The sequence below is a fragment of the Streptomyces sp. 17_S59 genome, assembly GCF_056930295.1.
The window spans coordinates 3,683,072-3,701,130 of record NZ_JBXOWD010000001.1 but is presented as its reverse complement, the minus strand read 5'-3'; the positions used below and the strand labels follow the sequence as shown (position 1 = coordinate 3,701,130).

Below are 18,059 nucleotides of genomic sequence, written 5' to 3'. Positions count from 1 at the left end.
ATGCCCCTGGTTCGCGCTACTTCCTGAGGGTGCAGGTCGCCTCGGCCGTCCGGCTCGGGTCGCTCTCCGAGCGGGCGGTCAGGGTGATCCTGCCGCTGCGCTCGGCGCCCGGCTTCGCGGTCACGGCGACGGGCACGGTGACCGAGGCGCCGGAGGTTGCGGTGGTCAGCCGGTTGGGGAGCCAGGCGGACCAGCCGCGCCCGGCGGCCGTGGCCGACAGCCGGTAGACGTCGGAGGCGGTGCGGGGGTCGCCGCCAGGGGCGGCCCGCCCGGTGTTGGCGAGCGCGAAGGTGCACACGGCCCGGCCGTCGGCCGGCTTGCCCCGCGCGGTGCCGCGGCCGAGGGCGAGCCCGCGGACCTGCTGGCCCGCGCCGTCCAGGGAGCGCACCCCGAGGTCGTAGGAGAGCACCCCGGCGGCGTCGCGCCGCACGTCGAGGACGTAGAAGTGCAGCCGGTTGGCCTCGTCGACGTACTCGTACGAGCTGCCGGAGTCGGCCCCGGCGTGGAAGAGGGCGTCGCTGAGCTGCCGGTAGTCGCCCATGGTGATCTTCTGCGGGGTGCCGTCGGGGCGGGTGAAGTCCACCAGGCCGATGTCCTCGGGGTGGGCGTCGATCACCCAGGCGAACGGGGCCCGGTCCGCGTTCTTGGTCTTGGTGATGAGCACGCCGCTGTCCGGGGTGAACGAGTCCATGCCCATGCGGTCGACGACCTCCAGCGTGTAGTTCTCGTAACCGCCGCCGTCGCACAGGGGGTTGGTGTCGCGGTCGCAGGCCGGGGAGAGGTCGCGGGCCATGGTGACGTTCACCCCGGCAAGCCCCTTCTCGCCGGGCGGAGCGGAGCGCGCGGTGACGCGGGCGACGACGAGACCGGAGTCCTTGAGGGCGTCGCGGTCGAGGCGCAGGACGTTCTTCTCGTCGACGATGCCGAGCTGGATCTTGTCCCGCAGCACGTGCTGGGCGCCCATCGAGCCGCCGCCGGTCGCGGGTATCCGCCACCGGGAGTGCGGGCCTCCGGGGCCGTTGAACGTGCCCCGGGAGAGCATGCCCCAGATGCCGGTGTAGGCGCGGCTGAGGGGCGTGCCGTAGGGGTTGTTGTAGTTGTCGCCGATGCCCAGGATGTGGCTGAGTTCATGGGCGTACGTGGCCATGCCGGAACTCTCCGCCTGGGTGGAGGAGCCGTTCGCCGCGTTGGGCCAGATGCGGGCGGCGGCCTGCCAGGACGTCCACGGCACGTAGCGGGTCCGGGCGGCGTTGCCGCCGCCGGGGATCGGCGACGGCGGGCCCCAGACGGGCGGCACGTCCGCCGCCGTGCCGAACTTCATCTGGCCGAACTCCTGCCAGGCGGAGGACTCGTCCACCCCGGCGGTGAGGTAGAAGACGAAGTCGAACGCGCCGGCCCGGTCCGCCCCCACGTCGGCGACCCAGGCGCGCTTGCCGTCGGCGCGGATGTCCTTGCCGCAGACGTCCCCGACGGGGCAGGCGCCGGGGTTCATCCCGGGCTCGATGCCGTACTGGTAGGACTGCCACGGCATGCGGTACACGCCGAACGGGGTCAGGTCGACGCCGACGCGGCCGCCGGAGTCCTCCATCCAGTACTCGTTGATGGTGTGGCCGTGGTTGAGCGTGCCGGGCTTGTTGAGGAAGTCCCGGTAGAACGTGGGTAATTGGTCGCGCGGTATTCCCGAGGCGGCGGGCTGGGGGTTGCCGAACGGGCCCGTCCCGGCAGGCTTGGTGACCGAGAACTCCTCGTCGGGGTAGTCGAGGAGCACGAGGGCCCCTTTGAACGTGCGCTTGGTGGGCTTCACCGCCGGGTCGGCCCAGTCGGTGCCGGGGACGTGCCGGTACTCGGCCCAGGTCATGTCGTCGGGGTTGCGCCAGCGCTGCGGGTCGATGGGCTGGACGAGGGGCGGCCGCGGCCGGCCCGCCGCGCCGGGCACCGCCCGCGCGGGGCCGGCCGCGAGCACGGCCAGGATGCCGAGGAGCAGGGCGGCGACGACCGGCCGTCCCGGGCGGGACGGCCGGACGGCGTGTCTGCGACGGAGGAACATGACTCACCTCTTGTCTGACGTGACGTGAAGTCATCGGACGAGGGTGTGGCAAGCCGTTCGTTGGATGCGCAGTGTGGGCGGGGTGTGCCGTGCGCCCACCGCGGTCACGGTAGGGGCGAGGGGCACGAGGCGCCAGAGTGTCGGCACGCCGCCGGTGAGGCGGTCACTTCGCCGCGGCGGCGGTGGAGGGGGTGGGTGCGGGCGGCTGATGGGACGCAGCCGGTCGGCGCGGCGCAAGGACGGCGGCGACCGCCGCCCCGGCCAGCCCGACGACCGCCGCCGCGATCAGCACCCGGTCCAGCCCCTGCGCCGGGGTGCCGCCCTGGCGGTACAGCACGCCGAACGCCGCGACGCCCAGCGTCTGGCCCAGCTGACGGAACGTCATCATCGCCCCCGTCGCCATGCCGCCCCGCTCGGGCGGCAGCGCCGACAGCACCGCGGCGCCCATGGCCGGGCCCGGCAGGCCCACGCCGATGCCGGTGAGGGCGAGGCCGGCGGGCAGGGAGACGGTCTGCAGGGCGCAGCCGGCGCCGCTCAGCAGGAGGCCTGTGGCGAGGAGCGCGCGCGGCGAGCGGCCGTGCAGCCTGCGGCCGCTCACCAGTGAGGTGACGAAGGACGCCAGGGCGAGCGGCATCAGCGCGACGCCGGCCGCCACCGGGCCGAGGTCCCGGTCCGACTGGAGCCGCACCGAGGTGTACACCAGCGCCGCGAACGAGGCAGTGGAGGCGAGCACGCACATCATGACGGCGGAGAAAGTGGCGCGGCGGAAGAGGCGGACGTCCAACAGTGGCTCGGGAGCGCGGAGTTCGATGCGGACGAAGGCGAGGAACGACAGCGCAGCGAGCGTGAGCAAGGCCGAGGCGGTCGATGAGAGCCCGTCGCCTCCGTCCGCCGTCAGGACGTACGTCAGCGAGCCCGCGGCCAGCGCGAAGGCGGCCATGCCCGGGACGTCGATGCGGGCGGTGCGGGCCGGGGCCGGGCGGCGCCGGGCCGCGGGCAGGGCGCGCAGTGCCAGCGCGATCGTGATCATCACCATCGGCGCGTTGAGGAAGAACACCGCGCGCCAGCCCAGGAATTGGGTCAGCGCGCCGCCGAGCAGCGGACCGGCCGCCGCGCCCAGCCCCGTGACCGCACCGAACACGCCCATCGCCCGGCCCATGTCGGGCCCCCGGTAGACCGCGCCGATCAGGGCGAACCCGGTCACCGCCATCGCCGCACCGCCGACGCCCTGCACTCCACGCGCCGCAATCAGTACCCCGGCGCCGGGCGCCAGGCCGCAGCCGAGCGAGGCCAGGCCGAAGACGCCCAGCCCGGCCACGTACAGCGTCCGGGCGCCGAAACGGTCCGCGAGCGAGCCCATGGTGAGCATCAGCACCGCCAGCACCAGGGTGTAGACGTTCACGACCCACTGCAGGGAGGCCAGCGAGGCCGACAGGTCGTCACCGATGGCGGGCAGGGCCACCGACAGCACGGTCGTGTCGAGCAGGAAGAGGAAGGTGCCGAGGCAGACGGCCGCCAGCGGCCGCCACTTGCCCCGCTCGGAAGAGGTTGAGGTCATGCGCCCACCGTCCGGGCCGGTCGCACGGAACCACCAGTCGATCGCCTCTGGGCGCCGGATACTGGCATGCTCGGCGCCATGAAGACGGATACCGTCACCCTCGACGACGTCGACCGGGGGCTCGTCCACGCCCTCCAGATCGACGGCCGCGCCCCGCTGCGCCTCGTCGGCGAGGTCCTCGGCGTCTCCGAGAGCACCGTCGCGCGCCGCTACCGCAGGCTCCGCTCCGCCGGAGTGCTGCGCGTCGTCGGGACCGTCAACGGCGCCCGCCTGGGCCACAGCGCCTGGACCATCCGGATCCAGTGCACTCCGGACGCGGGCGGCGCCATCGCCGAGGCGCTCGCCGCCCGGCCCGACACGTCGTACGTCCACCTGCTCTCCGGCGGCACGGAGATCTCCTTCAGCACCCAGACCCGCACCGCCGACGAGAGCCAGGCGCTGCTGCTGCACAAGCTGCCGCGCACCGGCCGCATCACCGCCGTCTCCGCCCACCTGCTGCTCGGGCAGTACGCGCTCCCCAGCACCTGGGCGGGGGCGGCCCGGCTCACCCCGGAGCAGGCCGCGGCGCTCGCCCCGCCCCCCGCCGAGCCCGGCGGCGGCGAGATCCTCGACGACCCCGCCCTCGGCACCCTCGGCGACATCACCCTCGACGACCTCGACCGCGGGCTCCTCGACGTCCTCTCCCACGACGGCCGGGCGAGCCACGCCGAACTCTCCTCCGCCACCGGCCGCCCCGAGTCCACCGTCCGCCGCCGGCTGGCGGCGCTCCGCCGGGCCGGGGTCCTCGTCCTCCTGGTCGACATCCCGCCGGCCGCGCTCGGCTTCCCCACGGAGGCCCGGCTCTGGATGTCCGTGCAGCCCTCGCGGCTGGCCTCCGTGGCGGCCTCGATGGCGGAGCACCCCGAGGTCTCCCTGGTCGCCATGACCACCGGGCCGACCAATCTCCTCGCAGCCGTCAACTGCCGCGGCCCGCAGGGGCTCGCCCGCTACCTCACCGAGCGCATCGCCTCGCTCGACGCCATCCGGACCCTGGAGACCGCCCCGGTGATCCGCACCGTGAAGCGGGCGGGCACGCCGCTCCCCTGGCAGACCCCGCGCGTCCGCCGGCCGTGAAGCCCGGCACATACGGAATCCCCGGCTCCGGGCACCGGGGAGCGCGGGCTGGACCCCCGTACCTGCCCGCACTCCCCTCGGCCGGCCGGGGAAGTCTTCTCGGCGTTTCACGGGCCACGGGGAGGCGGCCGGCATGCCCTGACCGGGAGCCGAAGCGATTTCAGCATCATGCGCGCCGGTGCTGAGAGAAAGGACACAAGGCGCCACCTTCGGCACAAGGCATGCCACAAATGGGGTGATCATGTCGTCATGACACAGCCGTGCCCCGAGAACAATCGGCACGAATCCGTCGCCGTGGCCCAGTTCCTCCTGGTGGCGGCGACCGCAGCCGGCGCCGACCCGCAGCACATCGTCCGGGACGCGGGCCTCCCCGACTGGGCGCTGACCACCCCCGACGCCCGCATCCCCTCCAGCTGCACCTTCGCCGTCTGGGAGCAGACCGAGCGGGCGGCCGACGTCGCGGACGTCGCGATGGCCCTGGCACGTGAATACCAGCTGGGGGCGCTGGATCTCTACGACTATCTGCTCACCAGCTCCGCCACCGTGGGCGAGGCGCTGGAGATCAGCGCCCGCTATCTGCACCTGATCAGCACCAACTGCCATCTGGAGCTGACCGAGCAGAACGACCGGGAGACCACCTACACCTTCCGCCACTTCCAGGACGGCGGACCGGCCATGGACCTGTCCGAGCGGTTCTCGATGGCGCTCTTGTCCGCCCGCCTCAGCGGGGCCGCCCGGCGCCCCGTCCGGCCCCTGCACGTGGGTTTCCGGCAGGCGGCCCCGCGCCTGCACACCGAGCTGAGAGAGGCCTTCGACCCCCGGCGGCGGCTCGACTTCGGGCAGGCCACCGGCACCATGACCTTCAGCACCGCCGACCTGCTGCTGCCCATCCCCACCGGCGACCCCCGCCTCGCCGCGATCCTCCGCCGCTACGCCGACACGCTGGCCCCGGCAGCACCGGAGACCTGGGAGGAGCGGTTCCGCCGGCTGCTGGGCGAGAGCCTCACCGACGGCAGCGCCGCCCTCGCCACCATGGCCCGCCGCCTCTCCGTCAGCCCCCGCACGCTCCAGCGCCGGCTCTCCGACGCGGGCACCACCTGGCGCGCCGAGCTGGACGCGGCCCGCCGGACACAGACCGAGCGGGCGCTGCAGCACGGCGGCACCCCGGCGTCGGTGCTCGCCGACCGGCTCGGCTACTCCGACCCCCGCTCGCTGCGCCGCGCCCAGCGCCGCTGGGACGACACGCCCGCCACCGCGGAGTGATGCCGCCGCCCGGCCGACCCGCGATCCTGAGGGGGTAGCCACCCGGCCGCCGCGCGAAGGGGAACCACCATGCGGATCGAGGGTTCGGTCGTACTCGTGACGGGCGCCAACCGAGGCATCGGGCGCGCCCTCGTCACCGAGTTCCTGGAGCAGGGAGCCGCGCGCGTCTACGCCGCGGCCCGGCGGCCGGAGTCGCTGGAGCCGGTGACCGCCCAGGACCCGGGCCGAGTGGTCCCGCTCCGCGTGGACCTCACCGACCCGGACAGCATCACCGCCGCCGCGGGCGCGGCGCCCGACGTGACCGTCCTGGTCAACAACGCGGGCGCGCACGGGGTGGGCCACCTGCTCGACATGGACCTCGACCTCGTCGAGACCGTCATCTGGACCAACTGCCTGGGCACCCTGCGCGTCATGCGCGCCTTCGCGCCCGTGATCGAGCGCAACGGCGGCGGCGCCGTCGTGAACGTCATCAGCGTCGGGGCCTTCGGCGGCACGCCCTCGCTGGGCGCCTATCCGGCGTCCAAGGCCGCCCTGCTCTCGATGACCCAGGCCGTCCGGCAGGACCTGACGCCGCGCGGCATCGGCGTGCACGGCGTCTTCCCCGGCCCCGTGGACACCGCGATGCTCGACTACGTCATCGGCCACGAGCCCGTCTTCGGCGACTTCCCCCGGGCGACCCCGGCCGAGGTGGCCCGGGCCACCGTCGACGGCCTGCGGTCCGGCACCGAGGACATCTTCCCCGACCCCTTCGCCGCCGAGGTCGAGGCCGAGTGGCGCGCCGACCCGCGGGCGCTGGCGGAGCGGCTGGCCGCGATCACCTGACGGCGGCGATCAGCCGACGGCAGCGGGCACCCGGGTGGGTGTGCGGCGCGGTGTGTGTGCGGCGGGGGCCGTCCCGGGGGACGATCGGCCCATGGAGCACTCCCTTCGGCTCGCACAGCAGCCCGAGGCCGACGCGCTGCTCTCGCGCAGCCCGCTGGCCGCCCTGATCGGGATGCTGCTGGACCAGCAGGTCCCCATGGAGTGGGCCTTCACCGGTCCGTACACGATCGCCCGGCGCCTCGGCGGCGACGACCTGGACGCCCACGAGATCGCCGCCCACGACCCCGAGGCCCTGGCGGCCCTGTTCTCCGAGAAGCCCGCCGTGCACCGGTACCCGGGTTCCATGGCGAAGCGGGTCCACCTGCTGTGCCAGTACCTCGTCGAGACGTACGACGGCGACGCGAGCGCGGTCTGGCGCGACGCCGCCACGGGCGCCGAGCTGCTGCGGCGGCTCACCGCGCTGCCCGGCTTCGGCAAGCAGAAGGCCCAGATCTTCCTCGCGCTCCTCGGCAAGCAGTTCGGCGTGCGGCCCGAGGGCTGGCGCGCCGCGGCGGGACCGTACGGGGAGGAGGGGTCCTTCCGCTCGGTCGCCGACATCACCGGGCCCGAGTCCCTGGGCAAGGTCCGTGCCTACAAGCAGGAGATGAAACGAGCTGCCAAGAAGGCAGCCGGGTAGGGCGTGTCCGGCGGGTCGGTACGGGCCCCGCGGCGCGTCGCCGGGCCGCTGCCCCCGGCGGCCGGAAAACTGACCCCATGAGCCCAGCTGCCAAAGCCTTCCTCAAGGGCGGTCCGGAGGACCTGCCCCAGCGGATCGTCCCGATCACTCCGCCCGGCAACGAGCTGAAGATCCCGCACCGCGGCGGATACGAGCACTTCAAGGCCACCGCGCGGCACGAGGAGACGGTCGAGGGCAGGCTGCCCGTCTACGAGTGGTGGGAGCGGACCGAGGTCGCCGAGTAGGGCGGACGGAAATTCGTCGTTCACAGGTCCCAACCATCACTCCCGGTATGCGGCCGATTGTCACCTTCGCGCTCCCGTGCCATGGCTGCGCCGGGAGCCGCTTGCCCGGTAGGCTTTCCGTGTGATCTTCAAGCGCATCGGAAACGGGCGGCCGTACCCCGACCACGGCCGGGAAAGCACCCGCCAGTGGGCGGATGTTGCCCCTCGCCCGGTACGCCTTGACCAGCTGGTGACCACGAAGCAGCAGCTCGACCTGGAGACGCTGCTCGCGGAGGACTCGACGTTCTACGGGGACCTCTTCGCCCACGTCGTGAAGTGGCGGGGCGACCTCTACCTGGAGGACGGGCTGCACCGCGCCGTGCGGGCCGCACTGCAGCAGCGCCAGGTGCTGCACGCGCGCGTGCTGGAGCTGGACTGAGGCAGCCCGAACAGTTGTCGCGGACGGCAATTGGCCCTTTCGGGTAGGGGTCCGCGCAACCCATTGATCATCTAGTAGGCAGCGGCTCCACCCCGCACTACGCTGCGTTCATGAGCATGCTCACCCCTCCAGGCATGGGTGGTAAGTACCGCATCACGGGCCATCGGTTCCCGCACATGCGCCGCCCCCGGAACCGCCGCAGGATCGTGCTCGCCGTCGTCGCCACGGCCGCCGTGCTCGGGCTGGCCGGGTGGGGGACACTCCAGCTGGTCGACGTCTTCGGCGGCGGCAGCAGGACCGAGGCCGCGGCGGCCCGGAAGAAGGACGGCGACTGCAAGAGCGCGCCGGACGGGGCGCGGGCGGCCGGGCACCGGGCGCCGAGGGAGCTGCCCAAGCCCGGCGACATCACCGTCAACGTCTACAACGCCACCCCGCGCGGGGGGCTCGCCAAGATCACCGCGGATGAGCTGGAGCGCCGCGGATTCCGGATCGGCAAGGTCGGCAACGCGCAGGCCGACTACGACAAGAAGGTCACCGGGACGGCGGTGCTGCTCGGCGCCCCCGGCGCGGTCGACGGGGCGCTGAAGGTGCTGGGGACGCAGCTGAGCGGCGCGGAGGCGCGGAGCGATCAGCGGGAGGGGCAGGATGTGGACCTTGTGCTGGGCGATGCGTACAAGGGGCTGACGGGGAAGGAGGAGGCCGATCGGGTGCTGGCGGAGCTGGAGGACCGGGGCGGGGTCGATGCGTCGCCCTCGGGGAGCGCCAGCCCCAGTGCCGGTGGGTCGGCGTCCCCTTCGGGGGGTGCGAGTCCTTCTCCGAAGGGGGCGGCTGGGGCCAAGTGCTGAGGGGGCGGTGTCGGGGCCTCCGGCGGTTCTTTCCCCACCCCGCCCCTTCCCGCTGTATCCGATATGCGGCTCCGCCGCAGGGCGGGGGCTCCGCCCCCGGCCCCCCGGTCCTCAAACGCCGGACGGGCTGAACAGGGTCAGCCAGCCGTGCCGTACATGCGGTCGCCCGCGTCGCCGAGGCCCGGGACGATGTAGCCGTGCTCGTTGAGGCGCTCGTCGATCGAGGCCGTCACCACGGTGACCGGGGCGCCTTCCAACTCGCGCTCCATGACCTCGACGCCCTCCGGCGCCGCGAGCAGGCAGAGTGCGGTGACGTCGTCCGCGCCGCGCGCGATCAGCTCGTTGATGGCCGCGACCAGCGTGCCACCGGTGGCGAGCATCGGGTCCAGGACGTAGACCTGGCGGCCCGAGAGGTCGTCGGGCATGCGCGTGGCGTACGTCTCCGCCTTGAGGGTCTCCTCGTTGCGGATCATGCCGAGGAAGCCGACCTCCGCCGTGGGCAGCAGCCGGACCATGCCGTCGAGCATGCCGAGGCCGGCCCGCAGGATCGGCACCACCAGCGGGCGCGGGTGGGACAGCCGGACGCCCGTGGTGGCGGTGACCGGGGTCTCGAGCCGGACCTGCTCGGTGCGCACGTCGCGCGTGGCCTCGTAGGCGAGCAGGGTCACCAGCTCGTCGGCGAGGCGCCGGAAGGTGGGGGAATCGGTGCGCTTGTCGCGCAGGGTGGTGAGCTTGTGCGCCACCAGGGGGTGGTCGACGACGTGGATCCGCATGACACCGACATTAACCGAGCTTTAACGGGCCGGCTCCCGCCCGTACCCCGCCGACTGTCTGTCGCCGCCCTGGCATCAAACCACCACTTAGGGGGAAAGTGGGCACGTACGCCCGGTCTGTCGCCGGGCGAGGACCTCGGCGCGAGGTGGTGCTGCCCATGGCCGGCCATGACAGGCGAACCGAAGAACCGCGGGAGCCGAAGGAACGCATAGCGCCCGATCGGCCGACAGGACCGGCGACGGGGGCGGACTGCCCGGAGGACCCGGCGGAGGGCTCCGAGAGCGCCGAGGACCGCAGGCGCCGGCGCGCCCAGTTCCTCCGCGAACTGAACGAGGCCAAGGAGCTGCGCGACCGGGTGCAGCCGCGCAGGGCCCGGGCGGCCCGCATGCGCCAGCAGCTGAGAATGCGGACCTTCCGCTGGTAGGCCGCCGGCGGGCCGTCCGGTCCGGTCCGCAGCCGTCCGTACGGACCCCAGGGGGCCGCGCGTGAGGGACATCTCTTCGGACTGCTGCACGACGCAGCGCGGAAGACCTCTCGCAACGCCCGGGTTTCTGCCACGATTCCGAGTGGGCGGGGTGGTCCCCGTCCGACCCGGCACCGCCTATGACCAGTGGGAGAGTCACGGTGTACTTCGCCGCATTGCTCGCGCGCACCGAAGACGGGTGGCTAGCGAGCGACACAGAACTCGACAACGTGGAAACCCTGGCCGATCTCGTCGACCTGGCCCGAGAGGCCGCGGTGGACGACGACACGGTCCTGGCGCTCATCGAGCAGGAGGACTCCTGGTTCGGCGTCGTCCGCGTGGACGGCGAGGACGACCCGCGCGTCTTCGTCTCGGACGCGACGGTCGCCGGCCGCAGCTCGTACGGCGCGATGCTTGTCGACGAGCTGATCGGCCGCGACGACACCGGCGCCGACGATCTCGACACCCTCGACCTCGACGGCACGGAGGACGGCGAGCCCGAACCGGAGGAGGACGCCGACGACGCGGCCGCGGCCGCAGCCATGCCGTCCGGGCCGCTGGGCGACGAGCACCTGCTGTCGGACCTGGGGGTCGACGGCAAGGAGCTGCTCGCCCTCGACGGAGACGCGCTCAGCTCCATCGCCGACATGCTGGGCTGCACCGAGGTCCTGGAGGCCGTCCGCTGACGCCACCCGGACCGGGTTCGCCCACACTGGTGCCATGAACGAAGCCGTCCCGGACCTCTCGCACGAGCGCGATCCCGTACGCGACCCCTGGCTCGCCCCGATGCGGGCCGCCCTGGCGGAGGCCGTACGGGCTCCCGGCACCGGCGACGTGCCGGTGGGCGCGGTCGTGCTGGCCCCGGACGGCTCCGTCATCGGTCGCGGCCGCAACGAGCGCGAGGCCACCGGCGACCCCACCGGCCATGCAGAGGTGCTCGCCATCCGCGAGGCCGCGCGGGCCGTCGGTGAGTGGCGCCTGACGGGCTGCACCCTGGTCGTCACGCTGGAGCCCTGCACGATGTGCGCGGGCGCGATCGTCCTCTCCCGCCTGGACCGGGTCGTCTACGGCGCCGCCGACGAGAAGGCAGGCGCGGCGGGCTCCCTCTGGGACGTCGTCCGCGACCGCCGCCTCAACCACCGCCCCGAGGTGATCGAGGGCGTCCTCGCCTACGAGTGCGCCGATCTCCTCACCCGTTTCTTCCGGGCGCGCCAGGGCGTGTCCGGTGGGCCGGTGCGCTCCCCATGAGCATCGTCACACCGCTTCCCCCGGGAACCGATTTCGGACCACGGCCCACCGTCCGCTAAGCTCTCTCTCGGTAGCGTGTCCGAGCGGCCTAAGGAGCACGCCTCGAAAGCGTGTGAGGGGGCAACTCCTCCGTGGGTTCAAATCCCACCGCTACCGCCAGCAACACCCCTCCAGTCCGTGGAAACGCGGATCGGAGGGGTGTTTTGCGTGCGGCCGGGCGAGCGCGGGTACCGGAGAGCCATGAGCCTGATGGGACGTGAGCGGCCGTTCCTGTACGCCCTGGGGCCGAGCGCTCAGGAAGCGCTGCTGCGCCTCGGCACGGACCGCCGGTTCGAGCCGCAGCAGCACATCCTGTGGGAGAACGGCCGGGACACCCATGTGCTGGTGCTCCTGGAGGGCTGGGCGGTCGTCTCGACGACGACCGAGCGCGGCCCGGCCCGGCTCATCCTGGCGCTGCGCGGCCCCGGGGAGCTGATCGGCGAGATGGCGATGCTCGACGGCTCGCCGCGCAGCGCCACGGCCACCGCGCTCGGGCCGGTGCGGGCGCGGGTGCTCACCGCGGACCGGTTCCGCCGCTTCGTCACGGCCGAGCCGCAGGCCAACGGGCTGCTGATGGCGCAGCTCGCGGCCCGGCTGCGCAGCGCCGACGCGGAGCGCCGCTCGCTCGCCTCGCTCACCGTGCTCCAGCGCCTGGCCGCGCGGCTGCTGGAGCTGGCCGCGCTGCGCCCCTCCCCCACGGCTGCGGAGGCCGTCCTGGTGGACCTCGCCCAGCACGACCTGGCGGACGCGGTCGGCGCCACCCGGGAGGCCGTGGCCAAGGCGCTGCGGCTGCTGCGCGACGCGGACGTCGTGCGCACCCGGACGCGCCGCATCGAACTCGTGGACCGCACGGTGCTGCGCCTGCTCGCGTCGGGCGGGAGCTTCGAGCCCCAAGGCCGTACGTTCTGACGGGAATTGAGTGCCATCTGTTGTCAACCCCCTGGCGTGGGGCTTGCGGTGGCACGCACCGAGCGCGCGTAATTGACGCGTTCCCGATGTTTCATCTCGATGTGTAAACGGCCACATACCGAAGGCGCGAGAGCGGGGATGCTGGCGGGCATCCGAATCGGAGGGGCGTACGGAGATGTACGGATGAGCGACGGTGCTGTCTACAAGTTCCTGATGAGCGTGGACGCGCGGGAATCGGGCCAGTACCTGGACGGCGCGAAGCGGCGGATGCGGCAGCGGATCTACGAATACGCCGAGGGGGCCTTCACCGCGGTCGGCGTGGGGACGGCACTCCTGCACCGGGAGGACCGGGGCGACGGATTCGTCGCCGCCGTGGACGCCAGGGTGCCGCCCGTGCAGCTGGTCGGACCCTGGCTGACTGAGATCCACCAGCGGCTGCTGGCGGGCAACGAGGACCTCGCCAGGCCGCTGGGCCTGCGGGTCGCCTTCCACGTCGGACCGGTGCAGCACGACGGCGAAGGCGTGTCCGGCGAGGCCATGGACCTGGTCTGCCGGCTGGCCGACTCGACCGTGACGAAGGACGTCCTCGCGCACTCCGGGCGGGACCTGGTGTGCGTCGTCTCCGACGCGCTCCACTCGGCGGTGGTCCGGCACGGCGGCCGGTTCGTGGAGCCCTCGGCCTACCGCTCCGCCCGGCTCGTCCTCAAGGAGGGCCCGGTCACCGCGTGGTTCCACGTCCCCGGTGAGCCCCGGCCCGTACTGCCCGGGGACCCGGGCTTCGGGGACGGCGGGGAGCCGCACGCGGCCGCGGAGGAACCACCCCCGCCCACGGAGCCGCCCCCGGACGGAGCGGGGACGGACGACGACTGGCCGGTGCCCGAACACGGCGGCGACGGCGCCCACTTCGGCATACGCGCGCAGCGCGACAGCATCGTCGTGGACCGCGGCACCTTCCGCGGCCCCACCGCCTTCGGCGGCGGCAGGTGACCGCGGACGCGCCGGACGGCCCGGCACCGGCACCGGCGGCCCCCGCCCCGGCACGGGACCCCGGGGACCGGGGGGACCGGGGGGACCGGGGAGACCGCCCGGGCGACGACCCCGGCCGCGGCAACGAGGACGGGAAGCCCGGGCCCCGGGAGGACGGGCACCGGGAGGGCAAGGAGCCCGACGGGACCGAGGAGCCGGACGGCAAGGACCGGCCGGGCGACGAGGACGACGAACGGGCCGAACGCGAACAGCGCCAGGACGAGCGCTTCCGCGAGGCCATGCGCGACCCGCTGGCCGACGAGGGCACACCCGGCGGCACCCGCGCCGCGACCCGGGCCCGCCGCCAGGCCCAGGCCAGGTTCCTCAGCGTCCGGGGCAACAGCAGCATCGTCGACCGCAGCCGTTTCGACTTCGCCCACATCGGCGACGTCTACGTGGGCGCCGGGCCGGCGCCCGGCCCGGTCTTCGGCGAGGTGCCCGAGGACGAGCTGGACCGGCTGCGCCAGGTCTACCGCGCCCCCGCCGCGTACCAGCAGCTCAAGGACGCGCTGCGCGGCCGCCGCGTCCTGGTGCTCGGCGGCCCGCCCGGCAGCGGACGGCTCACCACCGGGCTCTGCCTCCTCGACGAACTCACCTCGCGCCCGGGGAAGACCGCGAAGGACGCGAAGGGCACGAAGACCGCGAAGAGCGACCCCGGGGAGGAAGCCGGCGGCGGCCCGGACGCAGCGCCCGCCGCAGGCCGGATCAGGCGGCTCGACGCCTCCGCCCTCGCCCACCTCGTGCGCGACCTGCCCGCCCTGCTGGCCGGCGTCCCGGACGGCGGCGGCCTGCTGCTCCAGCTGCCGGAGACCGCCGGGGGCTGGCCCGTACCGCAGGAGCTGCACCTGGACGCCCTCGCGGCCGGGCTGGCCCGGTGCGGCGCCTTCGCCGTCCTGGTGGTCTCCCCGTCCTCGCCCGGCGGCGCGCTGCTGACCGGGCGGTACGGGCGGCACTGCCCGCCCGCGCCCGCCCGCGAGCTGCTCTCCTGGCACCTCACCCGCGGGCTGGCCGAGAGCCGGGACGGCAGTGCGGCGCTCGACCGGGCGGACCGGATCCTCGACCACCCCCTCTTCCTCCGGTCGCTGGGCCTGCGGCTCGACGCGCTGCGCCCCTCCGAGACCGAACTCGTCGCGGACCTGGTGGTGCGCCACCTGGACGGCGAACTGACCCGGGAACGGCTGCTGGACGCCTGCGGGGACGTGGCCCGCCGCCAGGCCGAGGAATGGTTCACCGGTGCCGGAGCGGGCGCGGGCGGCGGCGACCGGACCGCCGCGGAGCGGGAGGCGGGCCCGGGCGAGGCCGTCGCCGCGACGCTGCGCGAGGCGGCGTTCCGCGTCGCCCTCGCCGTGCTCGACGGCGAGGCGTTCAGCGCGGTGGCCGACTCCGCCGACCTGCTGGCCTGGGAGTTCCTGACCGCCCGGGACCCGGAACGGGCCCATGGGCGCCCGGTGTTCACGGAGAACCTGGAGGGCCTGCTCGCCGCCTGCCGCGCCGGTCTCGACGAGGGCGAGGACGAGAGCCTGGGCGGCGTCCCGGTCCCGGTGCGCACCGTGCACTACCGGGGCGAGGCGCTCGCGGGCGCCGTCCTGGCCGAGGTGTGGCACGGCCATCACGCCGCGCGCGCCCCCGTGGTGCGCTGGCTGCGCGCGCTGGCCGACGACCCCCGTCCCCAGGTGTGGACGCGCGCCGCCGTCGCGGCGGGCGAGCTGTGCACCGCCGACATCGGCTACGGCTTCGCCGAGCTGATCCGGCCGCTCGCCGCCGCGAGCACCCCGCGCCGCCGCTTCTTCGCCGCCACCGCCCTGGACCAGACCGGCAGCCGCGACCCGTACCGCCGTGCCGTCGGCGCCGTCGTACGGGACTGGGCCGACGGCACCGAGCCGGGGCTGCGCTGGACCGCCGCGCTGGTCCTCGGCTACGGGCGCACCGAGCACGACACCCGCGCCGCCGTCGAACTCCTGGGCAGGATCGGCACCCGCGACGAAGGGGCGCACCTCCAGGTCGCTTCGTACGCCCTGGCCCGGCTCGCCTCGGGCAGCAGGGCCGCCGAGGTGCTGACCTGTCTGCGGGAGTGGGTCTCGGAGGTGACCGGCGAGCACCGCGACCTCGCGCTGCTGAGCGCGATCCGGCTGGGCGCCGCCCGCACCGACGAGTTCTGGGAGCCGGAGGGGGCCTGCGGCGAGGAGGAGCCGCGGCCCCGGGCGGCGGCCGCGGCCCCGTACCCGAACGGCAGCCGCGACCGGCTGCCGCACGTCCGCGCCCTGCGGAACGGCTCCGCCCGCAGCCGGTCCGACATGCGGCAGCGGTTCGCCGCCCGCGCGGCGGTGCCCCGGGCGGCGACCGCGGACACCGACGCGGAGCTGGGCCGCCGCGCCCACTGGCCGCTGGCGCTCGCCCTCGCCGTGGCGGTGCCCGGCGCGGCCGTCCCGCTCGCCGAGCTGCTGTGGCGGACGCTCGACAGCCATCTGGCTGCCGAGGCGGCCATGGACAACCTGGGCGACTGGCTGCGGGCGGCCGAGAAGGACGCGGCCGCCGACGGGGCGGACGCCGGAGAAGTGCTGCGGGGGCTGCTGTGGTTCCTGCCCCAGCTGATCCGCGGCCCGCGCGACTGGCGGCGCCTGGAGTGGGTGCTCCACGGGCTGACCACCGCGCCCGACGAGCCGCTGCCCGCGGCCTTCGGGCACCGGGTGCTGGACGAAGTGGGGGCCGTCCTGCGCGGCCGGGAGGAGGGAAGGGCCGGACATGAACGGTGACGACGACGGCCGGGACGCGGAGCGGGCGGCACCCGGCGGAAACGACAAGATCGAGCAGGCGGACGAGGGCCGCCCGCTCCGTCCCGGTCCTCCGGACGGACCGGCCGACCCCGATGCCGTCACCGGGCCGGTGCTGCGCGAGCACGTCCCCGTCGGCCGCTTCCGGCACGAGGGCGGGACCCGGGCCGCATCGGTCGTCTTCTACAGCGACGGCGGCTGCGAGATCGTCACCGTCGACGGGACCGTGCAGGTGCGCCCCAAGCGCTGGTACGCCCGGGTGATCAGCGTCTGCGAGGTGGCCTGCGGACGCCAGGTGACCGCCTTCGAGACGGAGTTGCCCGCTGCGGGCGCGGCCACCTTCTTCCGGGCGAAGGTGACGCTGCGCTGGCGGGTGACGGACTGCGAACGGGCCGCCAGGAGCGGGCTGCGCAACGTGGAGAAGGACCTCGGGCCGGAGATCGCGTCCCGGCTCCAGGAGGTGTCCGGGCGGTACGCGGTGGGGGACGCGCAGCGCGTGACCCAGGCGATCCGGGCCGACATCGCCGCTGGCCGGTGGCGGGGCCTGGGCGCCGACGTGGGCCTGTCCGTCGAGATGTTCGTCGACGTGGGCACCGACCAGGTGCACCTGGACCAGGTCGCAGTGGCCCGCACCGACCAGGCCGAGGCGCGGCGCGTCGCCGCACGGCTGCCGGTGTTCGAGCAGATCGCCCAGGGCAGCTCCGCCGACCGGCTCGCCTATCTGATGGCCTCCGGCACCCTCGAGGACGCCCAGCAGCTGCTGCGGATGGTGCGCGAGGACGAGGCGCAGGGCCGCACCGAGACCCGGGCGTTCTTCCTGCGCATGCTGGAGCAGGGCCGGATCACCAGCCCCGAGGTGGAGTCGCACCTGCGGACGCTGATGCTCCCGGACCAGCTGCCCGCCGGCACCCCCTACCCGCCGCGGCCCGTCCCGCCCCCGCCGGCCCTCCCCGGCGGCAGCACCCCGCCCGGACCGCGCACCCTGCCCGGTCCGCACGCCGGGGACGCCGGGAACACCGAGGACGCCGACGTGGACCGGCCCTGGCCGGGCGACGAGGGCCCGGCCCGCACCGGCCGCGTCTGGAACGCGGGTTCCTGGCTGGACGAGGAGGAGGACGGCCACCAGAGGCGCGGCACCGAGGGCGCCGACCGGGCCGAGGCCCCCCGCGACCCCTGGGACACGGAGGCGCGGAGCCCGTACGAGCCCCCCGAGCCGCCGTACGGGCCCCCGTCCGGCAGCCGCCGGACGGAGCGCCGCGACTACTGGGACTCCGAGGACGAGGAGGAACGGAGGTGACCGAGGAGCAGGGGGCCGGGTTCGTGGCGGGCCGGCTGCTGACGGTGGTCCGGGACGACGTGGCGCGGGCCGATACCAAGGCGTCGGTGCTGCTCTCCTTCGTCCTCGCACTGCCCGCCCTGCTGGTGAGCGCCGACCGGCTGCCCGCCCGGCCGTCGGCGGCGGGCACGGTCCTGCTGGCCCTGGCCGCGCTCGCCTGGCTGCTCGGGGCGGCCCAGCTCGTCCGGGCGATCCTCCCGCGCAGCGGGACCGAGCGCTCCGGGCCCGGCATCACCTTCTACGCCGACGTGCTGACGCTGCATCGGGCCTCTGGCACCGCAGGCGTGCTGGCCGCGGCGGCCGAGGCGGGCGGGGACCCGGCGGCCTGGCTGATCACCCAGGCGGTGGACCTGAGCCACATCCTCGCCGAGAAGTACCGCTGCATCCGCTGGGGGGTGTGCTGGCTGCTCGGGGGCGTGGTGTGCGTCACCGCCGGGCTGCTGACCGCTTGAGCGCCCCGGGCCCGG

Annotated in this window: 18 protein-coding genes and 1 tRNA gene; 16 read left to right on the top strand and 3 right to left on the bottom strand. The window is 74.5% G+C overall.

Annotation, left to right across the window (positions count from 1 at the left end; all coding sequences use genetic code 11):
• Positions 1 to 16: 16 nt before the first annotated feature.
• The gene (locus AC1Z4A_RS16490) at positions 17 to 2,047 is read right to left on the bottom strand and encodes a M6 family metalloprotease domain-containing protein (RefSeq protein WP_483679676.1); all 2,031 of its coding nucleotides are present in this window, start codon (positions 2,045 to 2,047) and stop codon (positions 17 to 19) included.
• 163 nt (positions 2,048 to 2,210) lie between these two features.
• Positions 2,211 to 3,605 (bottom strand): MFS transporter, encoded by a 1,395-nt coding sequence (locus AC1Z4A_RS16485; protein WP_483679674.1) that lies wholly within the window; start codon positions 3,603 to 3,605, stop codon positions 2,211 to 2,213.
• A 78-nt stretch (positions 3,606 to 3,683) separates the two neighbouring features.
• Between AC1Z4A_RS16485 and AC1Z4A_RS16480 the strand changes: the two genes are divergently transcribed.
• From AC1Z4A_RS16480 to AC1Z4A_RS16450, 7 genes are all read left to right on the top strand, one after another.
• The gene (locus tag AC1Z4A_RS16480) at positions 3,684 to 4,718 is read left to right on the top strand and encodes an Lrp/AsnC family transcriptional regulator (protein ID WP_483679673.1); all 1,035 of its coding nucleotides are present in this window, start codon (positions 3,684 to 3,686) and stop codon (positions 4,716 to 4,718) included.
• A 249-nt stretch (positions 4,719 to 4,967) separates the two neighbouring features.
• The gene (locus tag AC1Z4A_RS16475) at positions 4,968 to 5,981 is read left to right on the top strand and encodes an AraC family transcriptional regulator ligand-binding domain-containing protein (RefSeq protein ID WP_483679671.1); all 1,014 of its coding nucleotides are present in this window, start codon (positions 4,968 to 4,970) and stop codon (positions 5,979 to 5,981) included.
• 69 nt (positions 5,982 to 6,050) lie between these two features.
• Positions 6,051 to 6,803, top strand: a complete 753-nt coding sequence (locus AC1Z4A_RS16470; protein WP_483679669.1) for an SDR family NAD(P)-dependent oxidoreductase — start codon at positions 6,051 to 6,053, stop codon at positions 6,801 to 6,803.
• A 91-nt stretch (positions 6,804 to 6,894) separates the two neighbouring features.
• Positions 6,895 to 7,479, top strand: coding sequence for an HhH-GPD-type base excision DNA repair protein (locus AC1Z4A_RS16465; protein WP_483679668.1), 585 nt, complete (start codon positions 6,895 to 6,897; stop codon positions 7,477 to 7,479).
• Positions 7,480 to 7,556: 77 nt separating this feature from the next.
• Complete coding sequence (locus tag AC1Z4A_RS16460) at positions 7,557 to 7,763, top strand: DUF5988 family protein (RefSeq protein ID WP_483679666.1); 207 nt, start codon at positions 7,557 to 7,559, stop codon at positions 7,761 to 7,763.
• Positions 7,764 to 7,884: 121 nt separating this feature from the next.
• Complete coding sequence (locus AC1Z4A_RS16455) at positions 7,885 to 8,181, top strand: type II toxin-antitoxin system VapB family antitoxin (RefSeq protein ID WP_004929488.1); 297 nt, start codon at positions 7,885 to 7,887, stop codon at positions 8,179 to 8,181.
• Between the two features lie 110 nt (positions 8,182 to 8,291).
• Complete coding sequence (locus tag AC1Z4A_RS16450) at positions 8,292 to 9,026, top strand: LytR C-terminal domain-containing protein (RefSeq protein WP_483679663.1); 735 nt, start codon at positions 8,292 to 8,294, stop codon at positions 9,024 to 9,026.
• Between the two features lie 137 nt (positions 9,027 to 9,163).
• On the opposite strand, the gene upp is transcribed toward AC1Z4A_RS16450, so the two are convergent.
• Positions 9,164 to 9,799, bottom strand: a complete 636-nt coding sequence (gene upp / locus AC1Z4A_RS16445) for a uracil phosphoribosyltransferase (RefSeq protein ID WP_483679661.1) — start codon at positions 9,797 to 9,799, stop codon at positions 9,164 to 9,166.
• Positions 9,800 to 9,957: 158 nt separating this feature from the next.
• On the opposite strand from upp, the gene AC1Z4A_RS16440 reads away from it, so the two are divergent.
• The 9 genes from AC1Z4A_RS16440 (at position 9,958) to AC1Z4A_RS16400 (ending at position 18,044) form a co-directional block, all read left to right on the top strand.
• Positions 9,958 to 10,224: a hypothetical protein gene (locus AC1Z4A_RS16440; protein WP_483679659.1), complete on the top strand. Its 267-nt coding sequence runs from the start codon at positions 9,958 to 9,960 to the stop codon at positions 10,222 to 10,224.
• A 200-nt stretch (positions 10,225 to 10,424) separates the two neighbouring features.
• Complete coding sequence (locus AC1Z4A_RS16435) at positions 10,425 to 10,949, top strand: tRNA adenosine deaminase-associated protein (protein WP_483683611.1); 525 nt, start codon at positions 10,425 to 10,427, stop codon at positions 10,947 to 10,949.
• 34 nt (positions 10,950 to 10,983) lie between these two features.
• Positions 10,984 to 11,511: a tRNA adenosine(34) deaminase TadA gene (gene tadA / locus AC1Z4A_RS16430; RefSeq protein WP_483679657.1), complete on the top strand. Its 528-nt coding sequence runs from the start codon at positions 10,984 to 10,986 to the stop codon at positions 11,509 to 11,511.
• A gap of 69 nt (positions 11,512 to 11,580) precedes the next feature.
• Positions 11,581 to 11,670, top strand: a tRNA-Ser gene (locus tag AC1Z4A_RS16425).
• Between the two features lie 81 nt (positions 11,671 to 11,751).
• The gene (locus AC1Z4A_RS16420; protein WP_483679655.1) at positions 11,752 to 12,459 is read left to right on the top strand and encodes a Crp/Fnr family transcriptional regulator; all 708 of its coding nucleotides are present in this window, start codon (positions 11,752 to 11,754) and stop codon (positions 12,457 to 12,459) included.
• 183 nt (positions 12,460 to 12,642) lie between these two features.
• Entirely contained in the window at positions 12,643 to 13,446 is an 804-nt protein-coding gene (locus AC1Z4A_RS16415) for a hypothetical protein (protein WP_483679654.1), read from the top strand.
• Positions 13,443 to 16,238, top strand: a complete 2,796-nt coding sequence (locus AC1Z4A_RS16410) for a hypothetical protein (protein WP_483679652.1) — start codon at positions 13,443 to 13,445, stop codon at positions 16,236 to 16,238. Before AC1Z4A_RS16415 ends, AC1Z4A_RS16410 begins: the two co-directional genes overlap by 4 nt.
• Positions 16,228 to 17,553 (top strand): hypothetical protein, encoded by a 1,326-nt coding sequence (locus tag AC1Z4A_RS16405; RefSeq protein WP_483679651.1) that lies wholly within the window; start codon positions 16,228 to 16,230, stop codon positions 17,551 to 17,553. Before AC1Z4A_RS16410 ends, AC1Z4A_RS16405 begins: the two co-directional genes overlap by 11 nt.
• On the top strand, positions 17,550 to 18,044 hold the full coding sequence (locus AC1Z4A_RS16400) for a Pycsar system effector family protein (protein WP_483679650.1): 495 nt from the start codon (positions 17,550 to 17,552) through the stop codon (positions 18,042 to 18,044). Before AC1Z4A_RS16405 ends, AC1Z4A_RS16400 begins: the two co-directional genes overlap by 4 nt.
• Positions 18,045 to 18,059 lie beyond the last annotated feature (15 nt).